This window comes from Paenibacillus sp. 1A_MP2 (genome assembly GCF_052244825.1).
GTDB lineage: Bacteria > Bacillota > Bacilli > Paenibacillales > Paenibacillaceae > Paenibacillus > Paenibacillus vandeheii.
In genome coordinates, this window is record NZ_JBQQCS010000001.1 from 3399816 (window position 1) to 3421363 (window position 21548).

General features: G+C 44.2%; 19 protein-coding genes and 3 pseudogenes. 13 read left to right on the forward strand and 9 right to left on the reverse strand.

Annotation, left to right across the window (positions count from 1 at the left end; genetic code table 11):
- Positions 1-246 precede the first annotated feature (246 nt).
- The gene (locus ACTWJ7_RS16645; protein WP_301877267.1) at positions 247-1143 is read left to right on the forward strand and encodes a cation diffusion facilitator family transporter; all 897 of its coding nucleotides are present in this window, start codon (positions 247-249) and stop codon (positions 1141-1143) included.
- 98 nt (positions 1144-1241) lie between these two features.
- On the opposite strand, the gene ACTWJ7_RS16650 is transcribed toward ACTWJ7_RS16645, so the two are convergent.
- Entirely contained in the window at positions 1242-2105 is an 864-nt protein-coding gene (locus ACTWJ7_RS16650) for a helix-turn-helix domain-containing protein (RefSeq protein ID WP_179132790.1), read from the reverse strand.
- Between the two features lie 233 nt (positions 2106-2338).
- Here ACTWJ7_RS16650 and ACTWJ7_RS16655 point away from each other — a divergent pair, with 233 nt between their 5' ends.
- From ACTWJ7_RS16655 to ACTWJ7_RS16670, 4 genes are all read left to right on the forward strand, one after another.
- Complete coding sequence (locus ACTWJ7_RS16655) at positions 2339-3559, forward strand: MFS transporter (RefSeq protein ID WP_301877266.1); 1221 nt, start codon at positions 2339-2341, stop codon at positions 3557-3559.
- A 437-nt stretch (positions 3560-3996) separates the two neighbouring features.
- Positions 3997-5193 carry an MFS transporter gene (locus ACTWJ7_RS16660; RefSeq protein ID WP_301877265.1) on the forward strand — a complete coding sequence of 399 codons (1197 nt, stop codon included), beginning with the start codon at positions 3997-3999 and terminating at the stop codon, positions 5191-5193.
- On the forward strand, positions 5184-5543 hold the full coding sequence (locus ACTWJ7_RS16665; protein WP_301877264.1) for a GIY-YIG nuclease family protein: 360 nt from the start codon (positions 5184-5186) through the stop codon (positions 5541-5543). The genes ACTWJ7_RS16660 and ACTWJ7_RS16665 overlap by 10 nt, the downstream gene beginning before the upstream one ends.
- Before the next feature lie 104 nt (positions 5544-5647).
- A complete protein-coding gene (locus tag ACTWJ7_RS16670) occupies positions 5648-6127 on the forward strand; it encodes a DUF6530 family protein (RefSeq protein WP_024634065.1) in 480 nt (159 codons plus the stop codon).
- A gap of 90 nt (positions 6128-6217) precedes the next feature.
- Here ACTWJ7_RS16670 and ACTWJ7_RS16675 read toward each other — a convergent pair whose 3' ends face one another.
- Complete coding sequence (locus ACTWJ7_RS16675) at positions 6218-6631, reverse strand: MerR family transcriptional regulator (protein WP_301877263.1); 414 nt, start codon at positions 6629-6631, stop codon at positions 6218-6220.
- A gap of 247 nt (positions 6632-6878) precedes the next feature.
- On the opposite strand from ACTWJ7_RS16675, the gene ACTWJ7_RS16680 reads away from it, so the two are divergent.
- Positions 6879-7919, forward strand: a complete 1041-nt coding sequence (locus ACTWJ7_RS16680; RefSeq protein WP_079349161.1) for an NAD(P)-dependent alcohol dehydrogenase — start codon at positions 6879-6881, stop codon at positions 7917-7919.
- A 115-nt stretch (positions 7920-8034) separates the two neighbouring features.
- Here ACTWJ7_RS16680 and ACTWJ7_RS16685 read toward each other — a convergent pair whose 3' ends face one another.
- The 4 genes and pseudogenes from ACTWJ7_RS16685 to ACTWJ7_RS16700 all read right to left on the reverse strand — a co-directional run bounded on the left by ACTWJ7_RS16685 (position 8035) and on the right by ACTWJ7_RS16700 (position 11759).
- Positions 8035-8457 carry a hypothetical protein gene (locus ACTWJ7_RS16685; protein WP_024633183.1) on the reverse strand — a complete coding sequence of 141 codons (423 nt, stop codon included), beginning with the start codon at positions 8455-8457 and terminating at the stop codon, positions 8035-8037.
- 216 nt (positions 8458-8673) lie between these two features.
- Positions 8674-9503 (reverse strand): annotated as a pseudogene (locus ACTWJ7_RS16690) (carbohydrate ABC transporter permease).
- 1 nt (position 9504) lies between these two features.
- Positions 9505-10377 (reverse strand): carbohydrate ABC transporter permease, encoded by an 873-nt coding sequence (locus ACTWJ7_RS16695; RefSeq protein WP_301877262.1) that lies wholly within the window; start codon positions 10375-10377, stop codon positions 9505-9507.
- Positions 10378-10445: 68 nt separating this feature from the next.
- Positions 10446-11759, reverse strand: a complete 1314-nt coding sequence (locus tag ACTWJ7_RS16700; RefSeq protein WP_301877260.1) for an ABC transporter substrate-binding protein — start codon at positions 11757-11759, stop codon at positions 10446-10448.
- Between the two features lie 206 nt (positions 11760-11965).
- Here ACTWJ7_RS16700 and ACTWJ7_RS16705 point away from each other — a divergent pair, with 206 nt between their 5' ends.
- Entirely contained in the window at positions 11966-13711 is a 1746-nt protein-coding gene (locus tag ACTWJ7_RS16705; RefSeq protein ID WP_443145635.1) for a cache domain-containing sensor histidine kinase, read from the forward strand.
- A gap of 35 nt (positions 13712-13746) precedes the next feature.
- On the forward strand, positions 13747-14874 hold the full coding sequence (locus ACTWJ7_RS16710) for a response regulator (RefSeq protein ID WP_443145636.1): 1128 nt from the start codon (positions 13747-13749) through the stop codon (positions 14872-14874).
- Here ACTWJ7_RS16710 and ACTWJ7_RS16715 read toward each other — a convergent pair.
- The gene (locus tag ACTWJ7_RS16715) at positions 14871-15017 is read right to left on the reverse strand and encodes a hypothetical protein (RefSeq protein ID WP_443145637.1); all 147 of its coding nucleotides are present in this window, start codon (positions 15015-15017) and stop codon (positions 14871-14873) included. The genes ACTWJ7_RS16710 and ACTWJ7_RS16715 overlap by 4 nt on opposite strands.
- On the opposite strand from ACTWJ7_RS16715, the gene ACTWJ7_RS16720 reads away from it, so the two are divergent.
- The 3 genes and pseudogenes from ACTWJ7_RS16720 (at position 15006) to ACTWJ7_RS16730 (ending at position 17255) form a co-directional block, all read left to right on the forward strand.
- Positions 15006-15254: a helix-turn-helix domain-containing protein gene (locus ACTWJ7_RS16720; protein WP_443145638.1), complete on the forward strand. Its 249-nt coding sequence runs from the start codon at positions 15006-15008 to the stop codon at positions 15252-15254. The two genes, ACTWJ7_RS16715 and ACTWJ7_RS16720, sit on opposite strands and share 12 nt — an antisense overlap.
- 185 nt (positions 15255-15439) lie before the next feature.
- Positions 15440-15954: pseudogene (locus ACTWJ7_RS16725) on the forward strand (GNAT family N-acetyltransferase).
- Positions 15955-16121: 167 nt separating this feature from the next.
- Entirely contained in the window at positions 16122-17255 is a 1134-nt protein-coding gene (locus tag ACTWJ7_RS16730) for a serine hydrolase domain-containing protein (protein ID WP_301877251.1), read from the forward strand.
- Between the two features lie 125 nt (positions 17256-17380).
- Here ACTWJ7_RS16730 and ACTWJ7_RS16735 read toward each other — a convergent pair whose 3' ends face one another.
- A complete protein-coding gene (locus ACTWJ7_RS16735; protein WP_301877249.1) occupies positions 17381-18325 on the reverse strand; it encodes a DMT family transporter in 945 nt (314 codons plus the stop codon).
- Positions 18326-18504: 179 nt separating this feature from the next.
- A pseudogene (locus tag ACTWJ7_RS16740) lies at positions 18505-18621 on the reverse strand (heavy metal-binding domain-containing protein); the annotation flags it as partial.
- Between the two features lie 157 nt (positions 18622-18778).
- Between ACTWJ7_RS16740 and ACTWJ7_RS16745 the strand changes: the two are divergent.
- The gene (locus ACTWJ7_RS16745) at positions 18779-19531 is read left to right on the forward strand and encodes a response regulator transcription factor (protein ID WP_301877248.1); all 753 of its coding nucleotides are present in this window, start codon (positions 18779-18781) and stop codon (positions 19529-19531) included.
- Complete coding sequence (locus ACTWJ7_RS16750) at positions 19528-21267, forward strand: HAMP domain-containing sensor histidine kinase (protein WP_301877246.1); 1740 nt, start codon at positions 19528-19530, stop codon at positions 21265-21267. Before ACTWJ7_RS16745 ends, ACTWJ7_RS16750 begins: the two co-directional genes overlap by 4 nt.
- Positions 21268-21548 lie beyond the last annotated feature (281 nt).

Consider the following 21548-nt stretch of genomic DNA (forward strand, 5'->3'; position numbering starts at 1 on the left):
GTAAAAGCCATATTTGCGCTACATTCACGATAAACCCTGGTACGATACCAGAGTCAAGCAATATGGCAGAGATCACAATTCCTAAAGTAAGTTTACTTATTACAACTTTTTTTAGTCGGGGTCAAACTCTTTCATTGTACAGACATTGTTTTACTTGGTTCAAAACGTTTCTCTAGACCCACACAATATCGTGATGATACCATCGTAAAGTGCTAGAAAACAGTTAGAATCAGGGGGATTACGTTAGTGGAGCAAATAAAGTACGACAACTTAAAACTGGGAGAAAAGGGAGCAATCATCAGTATTATTGCTTATATTTGTCTGACTGCAATTAAAATGGTCATCGGTTATATGTCTAATTCGGAAGCTTTGAAAGCGGATGGGTTAAACAATGCTACCGATATTATAGCTTCAATCGCGGTTCTTATCGGTCTGAGACTTGCTCAACGTCCGGCTGATAAAGATCATACATATGGACATTGGAAAGCAGAGACCGTTGCCTCACTGGTTGCATCTTTTATCATGATGGTAGTAGGTTTACAAGTGTTATACGAAGCTATGACATCCGTATTCCAGGGGAAAAGCGAATCTCCGGACATCTTCGCAGCATGGACAGGCATTTTCTGTGCCGGAGTGATGTATCTGGTTTACCGATATAATAAAAGACTTGCTTTAAAGATCAAGAGCCAAGCGGTTATGGCAGCTGCAAAAGACAATATTTCGGATGCCTGGGTTAGTATAGGAACAGTTATCGGCATCATCGGTTCCCAATTTGGCCTGCCATGGCTCGACCCATTAACAGCTGTAGCGGTGGGCTTTCTAATATGTAAAACTGCTTGGGACATTTTTCGGGAAGCTACACACCATCTTACGGATGGGTTTGACGAAGAACTCATCAAGGTATACAGAAACACGATTGCCAATATTGATGGGGTAGAGGCAGTTAAAGATTTAAGAGCTCGTAGTTACGGTAATAATGCTGTTGTAGATGTTGTCATTCTTGTACGATCGGATCTGGATCTTCAGAAGGCTCATGATATTTCAACAAATGTAGAGGACGAATTGTTAAGAGAACATGATGTGTACACTGTTCATGTTCACGTTGAGCCAGACGAAGCTCCTAACGAAGCGCTTTTATTATAAAACATGAGCGACACTACAAGGACTTTCCAGTAAACAGGAATATCGTTTTCTCTTCTTGATGTAAGACAGAACAGGTAGCCCGATGGCTACCTGTTTTTTTAGTTGAAAGGGTCTCCGAACATGTCCTTTTGATTCTTCTTGCGGAAACTTCTCGGAGACTCACCAACCGTTTTGGTAAAAAGAATCGTAAAGTAGTTTGGGTTCTCGTACCCGACCAACTTGGAGATTTCCCATATTTTTTTCTTGGTAGAAACCAACAATCGGGTCGCTTCTCCCATTCTTCGTTGAATGAGGTAATGATAGGGGGAGGTACCGTAGCAGTTCTTATACATATGAATTAAATAGTAGAAATCAATATGGAATTGATCAGCCAAGTCCTTCAGCTTAATATGCTGCCTGTAGTTCGTATCCAAATAGTCTTTGATGCTTTCGGCGAGGGTATTGCTCGGAACGATCTCACTTGCTGTGCGCTGATGGTGCGACATCCGATCGATAATCAGCAGAATGGCATGCAGCAGATGATGGGAAATAGAGACGTATCCTTCTTCCCGGATTGAAAATTCATTGAACATGGTCTGCATTAACGAACGGATCTCTTCCGAATAACGGTTGGCACGAACAACTGGTTCACTGCCGGGAGGAACAACCCAATCGCTGTTGGCGCGAGTACCCTCTTTGAAACGAAAGCCACAATAGAAGGTGGATAAAGGGGATTCGGGATCTGATTTTTCCTCGTGAAGTGTTCCTTTGTTATATACAAGAAGATCTCCCTTTTGGGCGGAGTGCTTGATCCCATCAATCGTGAACGAGCCACGGCCGTCATTCACGTAAATAATCTCATGCACATCGTCATGCTTATGGGTTGGAAAACTCCAATGGGGGTTGTCTGCCAACTTCCCAACATAAATAATAATACAATCTTGATCTTCATCCATTGGTTCGGATTCATGGCGTGTATTCATTAATGTCTTCCCTTCAAGATTCTGTGGTGAAATGACAACATGCATAATGTTTTGGAAGAAGACCACAACAACCTTTATTGTCGCTTGGCATGTCTGACAGTACAATTTCACTATTAATAATATGTACTATATAACGATCGGAAGGGATGTGGAAGCAAAATTTGATAGGAATGGATTCTAGTTTAAGAAATTGAAACGCTTGCAACATTAGAGAGAATTGTGAGGGCTTATGCATGACTAGAAAAAGAGAGAATTTACTTATTTTAATACTTACATTCGTTAGCTTTGTATTGGGAACAACCGAATACGTGATTGTGGGCGTATTGAAGGAAATCGAAACCTATATGAAAGTATCGCTGGCTGCCGCAGGTGCGCTCGTATCCGGCTTCGCCATTGCCTATGCGATTGGAACACCGTTTGCTGTTGCATTCTTGGCCAAAATTCCCCGAAGAAACTCCATTTTAATTGGATTTGCAGTCGTGCTTGCCTTGAACGTATTAACGATCTTCTCAACGACATTCTTTTCCCTGATGATTATTCGGATCGTCTCGGCTGTCGCTTGCGGACTTACGATATCGCTTTCGATTTCAATTGCAAGCGACGCAGTCAACCGGGAACGAAGAGGGGAAGCAATTGCTTGGATACTGGGCGGGTTTTCCATCGCCAATGTGCTTGGCGTCCCGCTCGGCACCTTCATCGGACAGCATCTGAACTGGTCCATGACGTTTGTTGTTACGGCCTGCATCGGTGTGATGCCATTCATATTCATGTTCCGTATTCTTCCACGACAAACGATGACCATTGCCGGTTCATTCAGCGACCAGATGGCTCTATTTATGAAGCCTCGCATACTACTGGCCTGTTTGATTCCGGTCCTTGGAAACAGTTGTATTTTTGTGATCTTTACGTATATCACTCCGTTGCTGGGACAGTCCATGGGCATACCCGCAGGTTGGATTAGTGCTGTACTCCTCATCTATGGTGCCTGCAGTATACTGAGCAACTGGATTGGGGCCAAAATAGCAAAGGGAGATTTCTTACCCAAGCTCAAATGGCTTTTCGTTATTCAAGCCGCTATCTTTTTGGGGCTGAGTTTCACCGTATCTCATCTATGGCTGGGATTGGCGTTTCTGTTCCTGATCGGTTGTCTGTCATCCTCCATGAGTGCGGCTTCTCAACTCTATTTGTTTGATGTCTCCGGAGCAATAGCGCCAAATTCCAGACCGTTTGCTTCCACATTGCTTCCCGTAGCGGCAAACGTGGGTATAGCGCTTGGCTCTGGAGTCGGAGGTCTTGCTGTCGATTTGGGTGGTGTAGAGTGGGTGCCTCCTGTAGCTGTGGTGCTCGCTTTATTAGCCTTTGTTATTACAGTGGTGTGCCAACGTTCCATTCAATTGAAGCCGGAAGAAGCAGTTTCCCCTAAACTGGATTACAGCATTCCAAGTACCCATTAGTAGATCCCTGAAGACTGCTCTTTGATCCACGATTATATTTTTTCATAGAGTGAAACCAACATAATCATACATGTTCGAGTATGAAAGTCGCTAATCTAGCGGCTTTTTTTGTTTTTACGGATCAATTGTTTACCCGGAAATTACGGTAAGAATGAGCTGAGCAAATAACGTTTCTTTAAGAACACTCTCTGTTCAAAACAGGAAGTGGAAAGACGGAATTAAAGAAAACGGTTGACGCAGGAAGTGATCCTGTATAAAATGAAGCCGTGATTTAGTAAATTAGTAATTTAGTAAATTAGTAATTTAGTAAATTAGTAAATCTAAAGTTTGTGGATAGGAGGGGGAAATTGTTCAGTTCTTGCCTTGCAGAATGATGAAATAAATAGGGAGCGGCTGCACACGGTAGTAAAAATCTTAAAGGATAAGGGGAATTGAAAATGTTTGCGAATCGATATGTTCGAACCATTATCCTTTCCAGAGTGCTGCTACAACTGGGAATATGGATTCGGAATTATGCTGTGCTTCTTTATGTTTCCGAATTGACACATAACAATCCGGTTGATATATCACTGATTTCGGTTGCGGAATTTGCACCGATCTTTATATTTGGCCTGATTGGCGGGACCTTTGCCGACCGATGGAGGCCGAAGAGAACCATGGTCTGGAGCGATGTGTTATCCGGCTTGTCTGTCGGGGCCGTACTTCTTGCAGTTATGAATGGCGGATGGATTGCACTTCTGATCGGATCATTTGTTTCTGCCAGCTTATCGCAATTTTCTCAGCCTTCGGCGATGAAACTGTATAAACGGCATGTACCCGCCGAACAATTGCAGGGTGTTATGGCGATGTCCCAAACGCTGGTCGCTGTCTTCATGGTGCTTGGACCGGTGATCGGTACCTTTATTTTTATTAAGTTTGGCATTAACGTATCCCTGTTCTTGACAGCAGCTATGTTTCTGGGATCCTCGCTTGTATTATCCTCTCTTCCCCGGGATGTAGAGGAAGCTAGGTCAGGGAATACCGGCAGCTTCGTCAAGGAGATGACCGACGGACTGCTATATATTGGGGCCAATAAATCCTTGAGAACACTGGGATTAACCTTCTCTGCAGTCGGATTAGCATCAGGATTGACTCAGCCGCTTCAAATTTTCCTTGTCATTGAGAATTTGGGACGGGATAAACCTTTTTTGCAATGGCTGGTGATGGCTAATGGGGGGGCCATGTTGGTTGGTGGTGCTGCAATCATCGGAATCTCTAAAAAAGTAAAGCCACAATTATTGCTTTTGGTCGGTTTACTGGTTAATGCTGTCTGTACTGTCGGAATGGGTGCGTCTAAGCAAGTTTGGCTGACTATTGTTCTGCTCGTGATCAGTGGTCTGTTCTTTCCTTGTATCCAAGGTGGAATTCAGACGCTTCTTATGCGAAACACGGAGGGGGCATTTATTGGCCGGGTATCCGGAGCGATCATGCCGATTTTTATGGGAATGATGGTAATTGGCATGTTTATCTCCGGATATATCAAGGATACCTTCTCCTTGCTTAGTGTATTTATGACGAGTGGTGTTTTTGTGGTTATCGGAGCGCTGTTACTGCTCCCTATTGTCAAGGAAAAGGAGAGAGCGACATGGATATGAATAAGCGCAAGGAGCTGCTGGAGGAATACAAGCAGATCAAGACTTATATGGGCGTAGCCCAAATCAAAAACAAAATAAACGGTAAAATCTATATTGACAGCTATCCCAACTTGAAAAACAAATGGTTCACTCTGAAAATGCAGCTGGATCAAGGGAGATTTGCAAATCCTCAGCTGCAAAAAGAATGGAGAGAATTTGGAGAAGATGCATTCACTTATGAGGTTCTGGAGCAGAAAGATATCGATAAGGTGACGGATATACGCTGGGAACAAAAGCAGCTCCTGAAGTCTTGGCTCCAAAAGTTACAGCCCTATGGAGACAATGGCTATAATAGACCTCCTAAGGATTAAAGGATGATGCAGTTATTGAGGTTTGACTAACGATGAAAATCAAGATAAGATGAAACCGTCGTTTAGTAAATTAGTAAATAAGTAGACGGAATGAGGGAATAAAATTGAAAATACCTACAACGTTAAAACATAAACCGGTTATCGTGTCGGATAATTATGAGAAGGTTGACGGCCGAATGGCTGGGAATACCGACGCAAAGGGTCTTTCCCTGGGATTGGCTCAGTGGAACGACAGAGGAAAGGTTGATATTTCAGCCAAGGTATGGAGGTATACCGGAGAAAAATGGTCAAGACAATCCGAGGAACTGCCTCTCCATCGCGTGCTTGATTTGTCCATCCTCATTTGTCGGTCCCTGGAACATTTTCGCGAGGCCTATAGATATGAGCATTTGTATGACCCAGAGCAGCCTGTCATTGATCGGGTTGGCCTGCAAGGAGATGCGATGTCTGTGGAGATCTGTACGGACAATGAGAGAATTAATGAAGACATTAAGCTGTTTAGCCAAGCGCTTAGTGATGATGATGAAATGATTGGTGAGCGTTTACGCACATTATCCAAAATATTAAAGGATATGGGTTATTAAAAAGAAAACGTACACAGAAGTGGATTGATCAACAAAGACCTAAACGGCTAAAGCCGTTTAGGTCTCTTTATTATGTTGAGCATAATTCAATCAATTGGCGATGAAGTTTCCCATTCTATGATTTTTATGAATCTCTTCCGTTCCAGCATTAAGGGCAGTCCTGTAGTAGGCACGCTTATGTTCAATCACTTCCATCGTCTTTCTAAGTTCTTCCATTTGCGCTTCCACATTAGCCTTGCGTTCTGTGAACATGTCATATCGCTCCTGTAAGGTGGAATCTCCCTCGGAGCACCATGCAATAAAATCCTTGATATCCTTAATCGGCATTCCGGTAGATTTCAGACATTGAATGATCTTTAAAAAATCGATGTCGGATTCTTTAAAGTTTCGTGCTCCGCCAGGGGTTCGTTCAACAAAAGGCATGAGTCCTTCCTTGTCGTAGTAACGCAAGGTATATACGGTTAGATTCAAATCTTTGGCAACTTCGCTAATCGAATATGACATTCATTTTCCCCTTTTCTTACTAGTATAGACTTCGAGCTAACTCTAGGATCTTTCGGAGATTCTATCATGCTGTATGTGGGATGTCAAAGTTTCTAATGACATTTGACCTAGAGTTAACTAGAGGGGTTAAGATCGTATTGTAGGAGAAAAGCAGGGCTGAATTCAATGGAATTCAAGCCAAGTCATGACTTGTACCCTATGAGCGTGACTCTCTTGGAAGAATGATAATCTTAGGAGGTTTTTAAAGATGATAACTGCGAAAGCACGAGCTGTTGACGGTCCGGACCAATTGTTTCGGGCAGCCGAGATTAAACGACGTGATCTTGATTTGCACGATGTCCTGATCGAAATTAAATATGCAGGCATATGCCATTCTGATATTCATACTGCTCACGGCGAATGGGGACCCGTAAACTATCCGCTCGTTCCTGGACATGAGATCGCAGGATTTGTCACAGATGTAGGAGCTGAAGTTTCAAAGTATAAGGTTGGTGATCGAGTAGGGGTCGGATGCATGGTTGACTCTTGTGGCGAATGTGAAAACTGCCGCCAAGGTGAAGAGCAGTACTGTCTCAAAGGAAATATTCCTACCTACGCGGGCGTTGACAAGTATGGCGAACCCACACAAGGCGGGTACTCCACTCACATTGTCGTAACAGAGGACTTCATCGTCCGGATTCCTGACAATATCGAGCTTGATGCAGCTGCACCGCTGCTTTGCGCAGGTATTACAACATACTCGCCGCTAAATCGTTGGGGAGCTGGTCCTGGTAAAAAAGTAGCGATTGTGGGTATGGGTGGACTTGGTCACATGGCTGTCAAAATTGCACACGCTATGGGTGCAGAAGTAACTGTACTGTCACAATCTTTGAAGAAAAAGGATGATGGCTTGCAATTCGGGGCAGATCATTATTTCGCGACAAACGAACCGGAAACTTTCGACAAACTTGCCGGGTATTTTGACCTGATTATTAACACCGTAAGTGCGAGTATCGACATCAATGCTTACTTCTCACTGCTTACTCTGGATGGTACTCTGGTGAACGTGGGTGCTCCAGGGGAGCCGTTGTCTGTAAACGTGATGTCGCTCATCGGACAACGTCGTTCGTTCGCAGGCTCATTGATCGGAGGCATTCGTGAGACTCAGGAAATGCTGGATTTCTGTGCAGAACACAGTATCGTTCCTATGATCGAAGTCATCTCAGCCGACCAAATTGATGAAGCTTACAAGCGTGTGTTGGTATCGGATGTGAAATACAGATTCGTCATTGACACGAGCACAATTTAAGTCAATTAAACTATAAGTAAAAAGAAGAAATCCAATCGCTCATAACATGGCGATTGGATTTCTTCTTTTATGGTGAAACAAACTGAAAGAAAGAGCTAAAGGAACATGCAATTTTTTAATCTGAAACGACGAATCCATCAAAGTTCTCAGGACCAACACGGATCGTACCCAACAAGTTGGAGCTTACGAATGCAGAGTATGTCAATTGAGGGGTAATTGGAGGATTGAAATCATCCGCAGAGAACGTAATAACTTGAGGCGCCAAAACACTCAAACTAAATGTGGAAGTGGCTGAGTATATTACAGGGTCAGTCGGCAAAGTACCTCTTACAATAGTAATCGTTACGCCGACAAGAGCTAATGGCAATTGTACAGAAACCGTCCCCTTAAATTGAGCTCTAGGGTTAGTACCTGCGCCTGCTGTCTGAAGACCAATTTGACCAAACAATTGCGGCGTGTTAATTACGAGGATCGGAATAGCAATCGAGTTAGCCAAACTTGCGTTTTGCGATGTTCTCGCATCAAGAAATGTTGTCATTGAATCTACCTCCTAATCAATGGAATAGAATAGTATATTCGAGGGTTATTAGTATGCTTGGACTTCTGGATATAATCAAAAAAATTGCATTTTAATAAACGAATAGGCAAAATTTCAGATAAATACAGATCGATGAAAATTAGAGAACATGAACAAAAACGCTTTAGGGAATGAACCCAAAAGCGTCTCTAATGTTATTTCTTTATAAATAAATATTCACCCTTTGACTGCTCCTGCCGTAAGTCCGCTAACGATATATTTCTGACCAAACAGGTAGAGGATAAAAACAGGCAGTGAAGTCAGGACAAGGTTAGCAAAAATCAAATTCCAGTCTCGGCTGTATTTACCGTAGAAATTGTAGATCGAAAGCGGCATCGTCCACGTTGAACTGTTCGTAAGGAAGTATACCGGAATCGTGATATCATTCCATACCGACATAAACACCATGATTGCAACTGTTGCGTTTACGGGCAGGATAAGCGGTGTAACGATACGGAAAAACACCCAAATACACTGGCGCCTTCCAGAAACGCGACCTCATCCAGCGCTTTCGGGATGGTTTTGATAAATCCGCTATATAAAAATACGCTGAAAGCGGTATTTAGTGCTGCGTAAATCAGAATGACACTTGATATGCTGCCGTAAAAGCCCAATCCCTGCACGACCCGAATCGTCGTAATGATGGACATCGGTGCAATCAGTCCCATGAAAAAATACATATATATTGTGTTTGAGACTCTGGTGTCTCGGCGTGCCAGAATGAAAGAAGCTGCTGATGAAGCAACTATGTTGATGATGGACGAAATGCCCGTAATCCAGATGCTGTTCAGGAATGCCCTGGACAGACCACCCTCTTCAAATACCCGGACATAGTTTGAAAATTGCCATTTATCCGGCAAGCTCAAGGAGAAGCTGAGTACTTCAGCGCTCGTTTTGAACGAACCGAGAATCAGAATCACCAGAGGCAGCAGAATGAGTAAAGAGGCGAGGAGCAGAAATCCTTCAACAATATAGTTGCGAATAGCGAGTTTGCGTGTATATCCCATGTTATTCCGTAACCTCCTTACGCCGCATGAAAATCAGTAGCGGTATAGCAATAATCGTGACAACCACAAACAGGAGGGTATTGACTGCGGTACCAAGTCCCCAATTCCCTTCACCGAAGGAGCGGAGAATAATCGTACCCACAACCTGTGAAGCGTTGCCTGGACCTCCGCCGGTCATGACATAGACTTCCGAGAATACTTTGAGTCCGCCAATCAGTGTCAACATCAGATTAATATTGATGGCTGGCAGCAATAGGGGCAGCGTAATTTTGAAAAAACTTTTCCAGGAGCTTGCGCCGTCAATCGTCGCCGCTTCATAATTTTCTTGTGAAATGGATTGCAACCCAGCCAGATAGATAGCCATTTGGAATCCGGCGCTTTGCCAGATGGACACGATGGCAATCGTCCAGATGACAAGGGAAGGATTGGTCAACCAGGCCTGACTCAATGAATGTAATCCAACCGCCTCCAACACGCGATTGATCGTACCCTCCGTGCGCAGCATGGGTGTGAACAGGATGCTGATGACAAGAATGCTCAGTATGGAAGGGGAGTAGAAGATGGCGCGCAGCAGGTTCTTCGTTTTTAATCTCATATTTAGGGCCACGGCCAGCAGCAGGCCAATAATATTTTTGCCAGCAACTGTAACAACGGCGAAAATCGCCGTATTTTTAAGCGCCAGGATAAGCGTTTTGTCCGAGAAAATTTTCTCGAAATTGTCCCATCCGATAAACTTCAGATCAATTCGATCCAGACGCCAATCCGTGAAGGAGTAGTAGAAAGCAGCAATAGCCGGGATAACAAAAAAGATGGAGTAAATAAGTAGTGCCGGAAATACCATGTAATACGAATATAAATTTTTTGCCCTTTTCATGTCTCACGCTCCGTTATGGCTAGGCAGCACATCATTCAGGAATGACCTGCTGCCCTGTATTTCACTTCTTAGAAACCGGAAACGCCTTTATCCTGCATCAGTTGACTGAACTTCTCATCCCAGGATTTCAATACTTCCTCCGGTGTCAAACCGCCAGCGAATTGATCCTGCAGTAACCTGTACAACTCGCTGCGATCTACCAGCATGTAAGCATCCGTGGTCAACACGGTTTTCTTCGGCAGGATGTAATTGTCGACGATATCCTGTTTGTATGCAGGTAACTCTGGTGTCGTGACGTCGCTAAAATTGGATACATAACCTTTGGAATCGACGATTTGTTGTGCGATCTCTTTGGAGGCGATAAAGTCCAGAAACTGTTTGGCTTCCTGCAGATGCTTCGCTTTCTTTGGAATGAACAGTTGTCCTCCAAGCGGACTTGCACCCAGTTTGGCATCATCGGAGGACGGAATTGGGAATACGCCGAGTTCCATGCTTGGATCCTGCTGTGCTACGCCTTCGATTAACCAGTCTCCCATAAACATCATCGCAACTTCTTTGTTCAGGAATTTGCCAACCGCCATGTCGTAGCTATCGCTAAGCACATCCGTGTTCGTATACCCCTTGGTGTACACTTCGTATTGCTGCTCCAAAAATGTTTTAAACTCGGGAATATCGGACCATTTCTTCTTGTTGCTGTTGAGCTCATCAAAAAAAGTCGGATCATTTTTGGCTACAAAATCGGCAAATGCTGCTGCAGGCCAAATGTTCGCAGCCCAAGCATCTTTGTAGGGCATGAATACTGGAGTGATGCCGCTGGCTTTGATTTTTTCACAAATGGCCAGAAACTGTTCATAGCTTGTCGGAATGGACAGACCCAGGTCGGCAAAAATCTGTTTGTTGTACACGACTCCTTGCATGCCCGTGTCCTGACTGACATGGAAGCTGTAGACATGGCCGGCAGCGGAGAGCACATCCTTGTTTACAATTCTGCTGGCCCAGGACTCGTTATCCAGAATTTCGAAATTGCGTTCAAGATTCAGGTCCGTAATCGCGCTGGCCAAATTGTATTGAATGATATCGGGCGTTTCGTCTACAGCCAGCTTGGTTTGCAGCACGGTCGTTGTTTGCTCAGCCGGAATGAGCTGCAGATTGACAGATATGTTGGTCTGTTTTTCAAACTCATCGAGAACATCCTGCTGAATAAACGCGGAATCCTGAGAGCTCTTGGAAATAGCCAGTTCGAGTGTGACCTTGGCGTTCTTGCTGCCATTGCTCGTAGACGTACCAGAATCCGTACCTCCTGATCCGCAAGCGGTCAGCGAAATGGACAACAGGCTGGCCAGAACAATGGATGCTGCTTTTTTTCTTTTATGCAGTTTCAATGCAAATCCCCCTCTGAGACATTTAATGAATCCGTTTACAAGTCCAATTATAAAATCCAATTCTACTCCGGTACATGTCTGTGCTTGAATGTTTATGTGTAAAATCCTGAACTTGAAATCGCTATCATTTCATTCAAACGCATGCTACAGTTAGACATGATGCAGACGAGTTACACAGCATGACAGGACAGGAGGCTACACGAAGAATGATTAAACTTATACATAAAGCAACACAATTCAGTTTGCAGACCAAAGTGTTTTTGACATTTCTGGCTCTGCTTTTGTTCGTGTTAGGCTGCTTCATCGTATATGTGAACCTTGTCGTTATCCGCCCGCTTACACAAAAAACGGAGGAGGACACACGTATCACTGCTACAAAGGTACGTGAACAAGTTGACTTGTACGTAGAGCAGCAAAACCAGATGTCCCAGCGTATATTGTCCAATAAGGACATCTTTGCAACGATGGACAAGAGTTCCTTGGCTCCAAGTAATTATGAAAGACTGAAACAAATCAGGAAACTAAAAGATATCATGTTCCAGGCGATCGGCCCCAGCATGAACATCAAGGACATGTCCATTTATGATAAACAAGGTGTACTGCTCACATCGTATATTGGTTCAGGACATGCTCCAACGATCCTGAGTACCATGCTGGAAAAAAGCAGGAGTGGACGAGAATGGAACGGGAATGGTTATATCCTGCTTCGACAGGCAGACGTCATCTCATTTGTCCGAACAATAAACGATCAGAATGGGAAGCTGTACGGATACCTTAGTATTCAAATGGATCAGGCTTACATTCAAAAGCTTACGGAAGGAATTACAGCAGGGGATGTTTTTATTCTAAACAAGCAAGGGGAGCAGATGACCGGCTCCGAAGTGAGAAAGCATGCCTTAGAGTGGACGGAGCCATTATCCGACGAGGGACTGGCAGTTGATGAACAAAATAATTATGTGACACATGCCACATCTCACGAAACGGGTTGGATTACTTTTATCGTAACACCGAAAAATTCAGTGTTAGGCTCGATTCATTCTGTACAAAGCATGTCCATTCTGCTGATTACAGCGTTAATGCTCATTTCTTTTGTGTACATTTTCTTCTCCACGCGCAACCTGCTGCTTCCGATTCGCAAGCTTCGCAGCCAGATTTGGCGCATCAATTACAGCAATATGAAGTTGAAAGTAGAGGATCGGCCCAAAAATAACGACCTGCTCCTGCTGAATGAAGCTTTTCAGGATTTGATGGAGCGATTACAGGAGTCCATTGACCGCGAGAAAAAGGCATTACATGAAGAAGTCACCGCCAGGAATTCCGCCCTGCAAGCTCAGATTGCTCCTCATTTCCTTCATAACGTCCTTTATTTGATCAGCATAGCTGCTCAAGAGGGGAAAACCCGGGTCGTGTCTGACATGTGTAAACATCTATCAGACAGTTTGCGTTATATTGTTTCATCCCCTTATGCACATGTGACAATGGCTGATGAGCTTGAGCATACGAGACATTATTTGTCGTTGGTACAGCAGAAGTATGAAGAAGATTTGGAGTGGAACATCCATGCTGATGAACTGGCGAGTGAGGTCCGGCTACCTCGGCTGGTGATTCAGCCTTTTGTGGAAAACTGCATTGAGCATGCTTTTTTTAATATTACACCGCCTTGGCGTATTCAAATTACCGTGAAGCAGTATAACGGATTATGGGCTTTGGAGATCAAAGATAACGGAGAAGGCTTCCCGCCAAACAAAATAAAAGAGATTTTATCCAATATCCAGAAGTCCGGTACCGGAATGAATCAATCCCCCGATCGCCAAACCGCACTTGGCAGCATGGGGATCGTCAATAGCGTTAATCGGCTTAAACTGATGTACAGCAATCGGCTAATTTTTAACATGTACAACAATCATGCTGAGGAGGAAAAGGGGCAACCATTCAAATCATCGGCTCAATGACGAAGGATTTTTACTGATCACAGGAGGAGCAAATTATGTATAACATCATGATTGTTGAGGATAGCAAACCCATATTACGCAATATTAAAATGCTTTTGGATAAGCTGAATTTTCCAATTCACGTGGCGGTTACGGCTACGAATGGGAAAGAGGCGCTGGCAGTGCTCCAGAAGGAAACAATCGATCTTCTGTTGACAGACATTCGGATGCCCAAGATGGATGGTTTATCCCTCATTGAGCAAGCGAAGCTCGCCCAGCCGGAGTTGAAGGTCATACTCATCAGTGGATATAGTGATTTTGAATATACGCGAAAAGCATTAAATTTACAGGTGTTCGACTATTTGCTGAAACCTGTTGAGCCAGAGGCGCTGGAGGAAGTCATGGGCAGAGTTATTAAGGAGCTTGATCAATTGAGGTCAAGGAACGTTCATCAGTTACAGGAGATCGTTGATTCCCATAGCTATGCTGAACTCAAGCCAGGAGAGAATTTTACTTTTTTTGCCCAAATGATGATCATTGTACGCAGACAGCCCTTCACCCGGGAACGGGAACGATGGGGACAAAGGGCGTTACAGGCTTCTTTGGAGGATTTTTTTGCTCCACGTTCCTGTAAAGTATTTCAGAGCCAAACTCCGCATCAATTCATCGTTTTTGTGAATAAGGGGATTGTTGATTTGTATTCTTCTGTACATGAATGTCTCGAATCGTTAAGACGCCATTTGGCTGTACAAGGTATGGATACAATCATCGGGGGACAAGGGGTAGGGGCTGAAACCGTTAATTTGCCCGAGCTTTACCACCAAATTTCGTCCATTTTATCGACGCATCAGCGACTGAACCATGGAATGGTGCTGGACAGCGGAAATCCTGTGTCTATGGCAAGATCTGAGGCAGGCTCCCTGAATAACATATTGGAATCTGATTTTGTCCACATGATACAGGCTCACCAGAAGGAACGGTTTGCCCTTAAGCTGTCTGAGCTGATGAATCGATGGACAGAGGAAAACGTTCATGTAAAAGAAGTGGAACGATTTATCAATTTAGTCGTGGATACGTTCGCACATTTGAATGAAGAGCAGGGGGCGGGATTAGGCTTGGTCTGGATCTTAGAGCAAAAAAACTATTTGATGAAGAAACATATGCCGATTTCTGCCGTGAATTAACGGAATGGATCGGTCAATGTTTTGAAATGCTTCAATCCCATGATCGGAAGAGCAGAGAAGTTCTGTTTGAGCAAATGGATGAGTACATCAAACGGAACAAGTATACCCCAATATCCATCAATGACATTGCCATGAAGTTTCACGTCAGCCCCTCTTACGTTAGCAGAGTGATTAAAAACGTAACGCAAGTCACGTTTGTTCAGTACTATACGAACCTTAGAATTAAGGAAGCATGCAGACTTATGGAGAGTCAGCCGGAGATGAAGTTTAAGGAGTTATCAGATCTGTTATCGTTCAGTGATCAGCATTATTTCTCCAAAGTGTTTAAGGAATACACAGGACTTAGTCCGACAGAATATAAAGAAAGACTGCTTAAATAGTCCGTTCAAGGAAAAAGGTATTCAAATTCCGAAAACGTTTACCAACTATTTCAAGCTGTCTGATTTCATTATTTTATGTTGCAAACTATACAAAATTAGCGTAAATTAAGGATATAATAATTGTTGTATTTGCAACAAAATATTCTAAACAAGCTATTGATTCATAGAAGGAGCGATACATCATAATGACAGTGGAAATAAGAGCGTGCAGTCGCGAGGATTTACAAAAACTACAAGAGATTAGTATAGAAACATTTAACGATACATTTAAAGATCAGAATTCTCCTGACAATATGAGAGCCTATCTGGAAAGAGCATTTAACGCTAAACAGTTGGAGGCTGAATTATCCAATAGCTGTTCAGACATCTTTTTCGTCTACTATAATGATGAACTTGCGGGATATTTGAAGCTGAACAGGGATGAAGCTCAATCTGAAAAAATGAGTGATGCATCACTTGAAATTGAGAGAATCTATATCAAGAAAAAATTCCAAAAGCATGGACTTGGTAAATATCTGTTAAATCAAGCCATAGAAACCGCATTGGAACACAATAAGAAGAGAATCTGGCTCGGGGTATGGGAAAGAAATGACAATGCCATAGCTTTTTATCATAGAATGGGGTTTGTTCAAACGGGATCGCACTCTTTTTATATGGGGATGAGGAACAAACAGATTTCATTCTGGTCAAAACACTCTAGTCGTCGTACCGATTTTAAAAAATGTAGAGATCGTTTATAAATAGCTTTCTAATAGGTAGTGGTCAATGCACGCAAATGGTCGTATATTAAATATAAGTGGGTCATGTGGATGAACACAGATCCACTTGTGCATTGATATACGATTCTACATAGAAGGACGGGGAAATATGGACTTTAAACCGCTTGCTTCATTTATTGACCGTATCACAGCATGGAGAATTCCATGGGCAGAGGTGCTTGTGATGCATCAAAATGATACCGTTTTCCGTTACCGTAATGGTTACGCCAACCTGGAGGAGCAGACGCCTATCGGCGAAGATGCGATCATTAATCTCTACTCCATGTCAAAAATCATGACCTGTGTGGCAGCGCTTCAGCTCGTTGAGAGAGGGCAAATGCTGCTGAACGATCCAGTGTCCGATTTTCTGCCCGAATATGCCGAAATGACGGTAAAGAAAACATTACCGAACGGCGAGATCAGACTGGAAAAAGCGACAAGAGCGATTACGGTACGCGACTTGTTTACAATGACTGCCGGATTCTCCTATGACATTGGCTCACCAAGCATTCAGGAAGCTGTGCAGAGCACCAACGGCAAACTACCGACACGCGATTTCGCGAAAGCGCTCGCCAAGGAACCGCTTCTGTTTGAACCAGGTACGCAGTGGAACTACAGCATGTGTCATGATGTCCTCGGAGCTTTGGTGGAGGTTGTAAGTGGCAGACGCTTTGGAACGTATCTGCAAGAAGAAATTATCGGACCGCTCGGCATGAATGATACGGCATTCGACCTGAACGCTGAGCAGCAAGCACGCTTGATCCCGCAGTACGCATACAATGATGAGCTTGAGAAAGCCGTTCGGATGGATGGAAACGGATTCCGGGTAGGGACTGAATTGGAGAGCGGCGGTGCCGGACTATTATCCACTGTCAGCGATTATGCACTGTTCCTGAACGCACTGACTGGACGTGGGACCAGTCCGGAAGGCGTGCGCATTCTGTCAAAGGCTTCAGTGGACCTGATGCGCACGGACCATCTGAATGATCTTACCCGTGGCGATTACTCCTGGGATCAAATGGGCGGGTATGGTTATGGGCTGGGTGTACGTACACATGTCTCCAAGTCGCGCAGCGGCTCGTTAAGCCCACTTGGCGAATTTGGATGGAGTGGGGCTGCCGGCTGTATGGCCATCATTGATCCGGACTCCGAGCTCACCGTCATGTATGCGCAGCACCTGCTGAACAGTCAGGAGCCTTACGTTCAGCCCCGGTTGCGAAATGTCGTTTACTCTTGTTTATAATGCGGAAAATTGAAGTCGTAATACACAAAAAAGTCGCTATCTTAGCGACTTTTTTTGTGTTTAGGGAGTTAGTTCTTGTCCAAATCAAAGTGGGTAATCTCCATTCGTTTGCACAGAAGAACACATTATTTTAATGAGGTTACTCGATTGACCATATAAATACCGATCGACACGAACAGCAATGCGATCAGATTTTTGAGTTCCATAATCGTTTCTCCCAGAAATAACGCCGATAGCAGAGTGCCGAACACAGGGATAAGAAAGTTATACACCGATACTTTCCCCACTTTGTTGTATTTCAGAAGCAGATTCCACAAGCAAAATGCAGCTGATGAAAGTAACACTAAATAAATCAGGATTCCCGTTGATTCAAATGTAAAATGTGTAACCCTGCCGCCAAGCAGGAGGCCAAGTAGAGTGAGTGCCAGTCCGCCGACAAACAGGCTAACTCCGGTAATAACCAGGACGTCGATGGAGCCGGTTAAATGTTTTGCATATATGGCTGTAATGGAAAAAATAAGAGCTGCAATAATAACGAAACCTTCACCTGTGAGAGAGAAGGAGAATTCCAACAGATCGGAGTGAAAATTAACAATAATTACGCCAATAAATCCTAGCAAACAACCGACTATTTTATTTTTGCTCAGTTTATCATTTTTATATAGAAAATGAGCTAGAACAACACTGAAAAAGGTCGTTGTCGCATTCATAATCGATCCTTTGACACCTGTTATATTGGCTACACCTACATAAAAAAACATATACTGCAGCCCCGTTTGGAACACGCCAAGTAATATTAAGCTTGAAAATTGCCGTCCAGACAGCTCAAATTTTCGTTTAGTCATAACACGAAACAAGAACAGAAGCAGTAATCCAGCTAAAACAAATCGGTAACCCGCAAATACAAATTTTGATGGAATATCTTCTGACAGGATGTCAAAAGCAATATATCCAAGCTTAATAAACGGGTAGGCACTTCCCCATAACAAGCAACATAGACTTGCAACTAGCGTTACAAATAATGGGTCGCTAAATTTGATTGGTTTCTCCATTGCTTTTATCTCATTCACTTTCAATCTTCTCCTCGCATGATATGTAAATGTGTATGGGCTCATCGCACCTCACTGACCATATCATAAACTGCCAGTAGCTGTAACAAAAAAATGAAATTCCATTTCATAACAAGACTAAAAGGCTTATTCCTTCGGAGAAGATTTAAATAAATCAGCTGCGCAAACACAAAAGTGGGAACAATAACTGCCGTACCGCTGACAGCGACCATGAGCATACCTTGACGCACTACTTCGTAATTCAGATTGACGCCGATTACGGCATTGGCTCCCATCTGTGAGGCTTGCTGTGTCATTATAATCAAATCGTTTCCTCCTAAAACAAAATAGATTTGCCGCGGTTTCTCATTTCCTATGCTAACAGCGTTACTGAAACAGAGCCTAAACGCGTTGATGAACAAGCGCTTAAGATTGCTCAACCTGTTTAGGTTCTGTTAATGTGAGTATGCTACGATGAAATGGGTGAAAACGATGACCAATCAAAATGATATTAAAATCGCAATTGTCGACGACGAGCCCTCGATTGTTACCATGCTGCAGATGGTGCTTCGCAGGGCAGGGTTTCATCAGCTGTACGATGCTTCCACCTGTGCGGAAGCTCTTCATCTGGTACAGCGCGTTGCCCCGGATATCGTCCTGCTCGACATTACGCTCCCAGACGGGAGTGGACTGGAGCTCGTCTCCAAGCTCCGTGAATACGGAAATCCGCATATTTTGTTTCTGACAGCTAAGGCATCTGATCTAGATGTGCTTAGGGGATTCGCCATGGGCGGGGACGATTATATTACCAAGCCCTTCAATCCATTGGAGGTAGCTGCAAGAATACAGGCACGCATACGCCGTTTGGAGTCAGAAGCTCCAACTGCAAATCAGGTGAAACGTCCTGAACCGGGGATATACCGATTCGGTCGCTTCATCGTCAACGAGGCGGAAGGGGAGTTACTCGTGGAGGGACAGCCGGTTCCTTGCCCTGCCCAAGTCTTCCATCTGCTGCTGCACTTCTGCAAGTTTCCGGGGGTCGTATTTTCCAAAACACAGCTCTATGATCAGGTGTGGGGGATCAACGGACACGGAGATGACTCGACGGTAATGGTACACATTCGGCGCATACGAGAGAAGATCGAGATCGATCCAGGAAATCCAAAGCTGGTGCTGACTGTACGAGGGCTCGGCTATAAGCTGTCAAAGGAATTTCAGGAGCAATGAAGATACAACAGCGCATATCCTTCCACTTCACGTATCAATTGATCTTTTATGCCCTGATTATTCTGGCCATTACTCTCGTTGCTTGCATTATATTTTTTCAAAACACGACAAATAGTGAGTTACGCCGGAACTTTCCGGTTGGCGCCTTGCAACTGATTGCTCAAGAAGCTTCTTCAAAGGATGGGACGATTCAGATTTCCCCCAAGTGGAATAAGCTCATTGAGGAAAAAGGAATGTGGATGCAGGTTGTAAATGCCGAAGGAGAGGTCATCTACAAAGTAAATACAAATTCGCATGATGGACTGTCGGCTTCGTATTCTGTCGACCAACTTCTTGATATTCAGGAGACAAGGACACTTGGGACGTATGCCGTTCAAACTCATCTGAATTTTGCTTTTAATGTGCCGGTTCTGTACATCCTTGGCTACCAAAATCCTGACCTTGACCAGCTCATGACCTGGTTTGACGCTTACGGGCAGCAGGGGATGGTATCTGGCGAGAAGGCTTCCATTCTGGATCAGCAGCTGCGTGAAACCGGCAGCTATCTACAGGTAATCAACTCTGCGGGGCATACCGAGCAAGCCATCGGTGATGAAACGTACTTGCAGAAGGGGTACCGTCCACTGGACATTCTGGCGATCCAGCAATCGCCCAGCAACTATGATACGAATATTGTCGCCCATCGTGATGAGCTCAGCGGAATGACCTGGGTCCTTTATACGCCCAATCCAACCGGAGATCCTTTGAAACATCCGGCGATGGATACGGCAACCCGCGGACTCATGTGGTTTGCAGGCCTAGCGCTGCTCTTGGCAGTACCCTTATCGATCTGGCATGGCTATCGTTACGGTCAGCCGCTGATTTTATTCGCAGGCTGGTTCGAACGGATGGGACGTGGGCAGTACGATAAGGTTCTCACCGCCAAGGACAAGCGCAAGATTTTCCGCCCCAATGGCACGATGCGAAACCGCTATAGGCTCTTTAAGGAAGTCATTGAATCCTTCTATAGAATGGCTGATCAATTGGCCCAAACTGAGAAGGAGCGTGAGAGGCTGGAGAAAGAGCAAAGGGAGTGGATGTCAGGAATTTCCCATGATCTGCGCACGCCACTGTCCACCATTCAAGGTTATGGATATATGCTGGAGAGCTTACCGGAACAATGGAGCCAAGAGGAGATGCGAACCATGGGATCGACGATCCGGGAAAAGGGGGATTATATGCTTGAGCTGATCTCTGACTTTTCCATGATCCATCAACTCAAGCAAGGCGACTCAATGATGCAGCTTCGGAAGATCGATTTGGTTGAGCTGGTGCGCTGCTCTGTACTGAAGTACGTTAACGACGTTACCCTGTCTGAGTACCAGTTTCATTACATCGGGGAGGAGCGTCCTCTATGGGTACAGGCTGATGAAACCTGGCTGCTGCGGTTAATGGATAACTTGCTTTCCAACGCAGTGAAGCATAACCCGTCAGGCGCGAATGTTACCGTCTCCATCGGTAGAATGAACGATAAGGCATGCATACGTGTATTAGATAATGGCAAAGGCATGGACGAGGAAACGCTGCAGCATTTGTTCAATCGCTATTATCGGGGAACCAACACAGAAGAATCAACGGCTGGTTCTGGACTCGGGATGAGCATCGCCAAAACGATCGTGGAAGCGCACGGCGGAGAAATTCATGTACAGTCCAAAGTGTGGCAAGGTACCAAAATTGAGATTTTATTGCCCTGCTGAAATGTTTACCCGCCCTGGGAAAATGCCCTTACAGAAAAAGCAGCCTACCTCATTCGAGGACAGGCTGCTTTTTTCGTTGGCTTCTACATCTGTGATACATAACATGCTGCACGACAGTAATCTGGTTGAGGAGAGCCGTGTTGCTATAGGATTAATATTATTTGAAATCAAAAAAGAACCTGGATAATTATCCCAGGTTCTTCGATATTGTATATAAACAAACACAATGATATAATCAGATTACATTTATTTTGATGTATAATACATAAGTATCGTATCTT

Bases quoted from the DNA above. Each gene is read 5' to 3' on its own strand.
- ACTWJ7_RS16650 (WP_179132790.1), bottom strand. From the start codon at position 2,105: ATGAATACACGCCATGAATCCGAACCAATGGATGAAGATCAAGATTGT.
- ACTWJ7_RS16655 (WP_301877266.1), top strand. From the start codon at position 2,339: ATGACTAGAAAAAGAGAGAATTTACTTATTTTAATACTTACATTCGTT.
- ACTWJ7_RS16660 (WP_301877265.1), top strand. From the start codon at position 3,997: ATGTTTGCGAATCGATATGTTCGAACCATTATCCTTTCCAGAGTGCTG.
- ACTWJ7_RS16665 (WP_301877264.1), top strand. From the start codon at position 5,184: ATGGATATGAATAAGCGCAAGGAGCTGCTGGAGGAATACAAGCAGATC.
- ACTWJ7_RS16675 (WP_301877263.1), bottom strand. From the start codon at position 6,631: ATGTCATATTCGATTAGCGAAGTTGCCAAAGATTTGAATCTAACCGTA.
- ACTWJ7_RS16680 (WP_079349161.1), top strand. From the start codon at position 6,879: ATGATAACTGCGAAAGCACGAGCTGTTGACGGTCCGGACCAATTGTTT.
- ACTWJ7_RS16685 (WP_024633183.1), bottom strand. From the start codon at position 8,457: ATGACAACATTTCTTGATGCGAGAACATCGCAAAACGCAAGTTTGGCT.
- ACTWJ7_RS16695 (WP_301877262.1), bottom strand. From the start codon at position 10,377: ATGAAAAGGGCAAAAAATTTATATTCGTATTACATGGTATTTCCGGCA.
- ACTWJ7_RS16705 (WP_443145635.1), top strand. From the start codon at position 11,966: ATGATTAAACTTATACATAAAGCAACACAATTCAGTTTGCAGACCAAA.
- ACTWJ7_RS16710 (WP_443145636.1), top strand. From the start codon at position 13,747: ATGTATAACATCATGATTGTTGAGGATAGCAAACCCATATTACGCAAT.
- ACTWJ7_RS16720 (WP_443145638.1), top strand. From the start codon at position 15,006: ATGAAGTTTCACGTCAGCCCCTCTTACGTTAGCAGAGTGATTAAAAAC.
- ACTWJ7_RS16730 (WP_301877251.1), top strand. From the start codon at position 16,122: ATGGACTTTAAACCGCTTGCTTCATTTATTGACCGTATCACAGCATGG.
- ACTWJ7_RS16745 (WP_301877248.1), top strand. From the start codon at position 18,779: ATGAAATGGGTGAAAACGATGACCAATCAAAATGATATTAAAATCGCA.
- ACTWJ7_RS16750 (WP_301877246.1), top strand. From the start codon at position 19,528: ATGAAGATACAACAGCGCATATCCTTCCACTTCACGTATCAATTGATC.